Annotated in this window: 1 protein-coding gene; it reads left to right on the top strand. The window is 76.1% G+C overall.

Annotation, left to right across the window (positions count from 1 at the left end; genetic code table 11):
- Positions 1 to 147: 147 nt before the first annotated feature.
- Positions 148 to 1,536 (top strand): pyridoxal phosphate-dependent decarboxylase family protein, encoded by a 1,389-nt coding sequence (locus tag IF99_RS0130115; protein WP_031001636.1) that lies wholly within the window; start codon positions 148 to 150, stop codon positions 1,534 to 1,536.
- Positions 1,537 to 1,659: the final 123 nt, after the last annotated feature.

Raw genomic sequence — 1,659 nt, 5'->3', positions numbered from 1 at the left:
CCCCTATACCAGACCACCCCCGCCCGGAGGTGGATTCACTCCGCCCCCATACCTCTTTCGGGTTCCGTTCGTTGGGCTCTGTGGACCTCGCACGCGCAGCGCCGGGCAGGCTGATCGCCGACCCGCAGACCCGAAGGACGAGTCGTCATGCCCCGCACCCTCCCGCCCCTGTCCGGCGGCCCCCACGGATCCGAGGCCCTGCGGCCGCTGCTCGACACCGTCCTCGCCGCCCTCACCGACGGCACCCACCACCGCAAGGGCCCCCTCCCCGCCGGGGGCCCGGCGTCCGTCGCCGCCGCGCTCCACGCCGCGGCGACCCCCGTGCTCCCCGACACGGGCACCGACCCGCACACCGCCCTCGCCACCCTCGTCACCGCCCTCGCCGCGGGCGCCGCCGACCCCGCCCACCCGCACTGCGCGGCCCACCTGCACTGCCCCCCGCTCGCCGTCGCCACCGCCGCCGACCTCGCCGCGAGCGCCCTCAACCCCTCGCTCGACTCCTGGGACCAGGCACCCGCCGCGACCGCGCTCGAAGAACACGTCACCCACACCCTCGCCGCCGAGGTCTACCCCCAGGCCGTCGCCGCCCAGGCGCTCGTCACGACCGGCGGCACCGAGGCCAACCAGCTCGCCGTCCTCCTCGCCCGCGAAGCCGCGCCCGACCGCGACCCGCTTCTCCTCCACGGCGCGAACGCCCACCACTCCCTGCCCCGCGCCGCCTGGCTCCTCGGCCTCGCCCCGGCCCACCGCATCCCCACCCCCACCGGGCGCCTCCACCCCGCGGACCTCCGCACCGCGCTCGAAGCCCACCCGGGCCGCCCCGTCCTCGTCGCCGCCACCGCCGGAACCACCGACGCCGGACTCATCGACCCCCTCGACGAACTCGCCGGGGTCTGCGAGGAGTTCGGCGCCCGTCTCCACATCGACGCCGCCTACGGCGGCCCCCTCCTCTTCAGCCCCACGCACCGCCACCTCCTCACCGGCCTCGACCGCGCCCACACCGTCACCATCGACCTCCACAAACTCGGCTGGCAGCCCGTCGCCGCCGGGCTCCTCGCCACCCGCGACCCCCACGACCTCACCCCCCTCACCCACCAGGCCGACTACCTCAACGCCGACGACGACACCGACGCCGGACTCCCCGACCTCCTCGGCCGCTCCCTGCGCACCACGCGCCGCCCCGACATCCTCAAGGTCGCCGTCACCCTCCGCACCCTCGGCCGCGACGGGCTCGCCCACCTCGTCGACACCGTCCAGGAACAGGCCCGCACCCTCGCCGCCCTCATCGCCGCCCGCCCCCACCTCGACCTCTGGGCGCCCCCCACCCTCAGCACCGTCCTCTTCCGCCCCGCCCACGCCACCGACCACGACCTCGCCCGGCTCCGCCGCACCCTCCTCACCGAAGGCACCGCGGTGCTCGGCCGTGCCCACGCCGAAGGGCGGCTCTGGCTCAAAGCCACCCTCCTCAACCCCCACACCACCCCCCAGGACCTCACCGCCCTCCTCGACCTCGTGGAAGGACACACCCCCCGATGAACCTTTCGCCCCGGCCCTTCCGAAGCCACCACGACATCCCCGCAGTCCCCCCGCCCCGCGCCGCGGAAGCCACCCACGCCACCGAGGAGCCCGAACCCCCCGAGACCGCCCCCGCCCCCGAAC

This window comes from Streptomyces sp. NRRL F-5630 (genome assembly GCF_000719475.1).
Classification (GTDB): Bacteria; Actinomycetota; Actinomycetes; order Streptomycetales; family Streptomycetaceae; genus Streptomyces.
The sequence above is the reverse complement of the archived record's forward strand: the minus strand, read 5'-3'. Positions and strand labels throughout refer to the sequence as shown.

Coding starts and splice junctions, on each gene's coding strand:
- IF99_RS0130115 (WP_031001636.1), top strand. CDS start 148: ATGCCCCGCACCCTCCCGCCCCTGTCCGGCGGCCCCCACGGATCCGAG.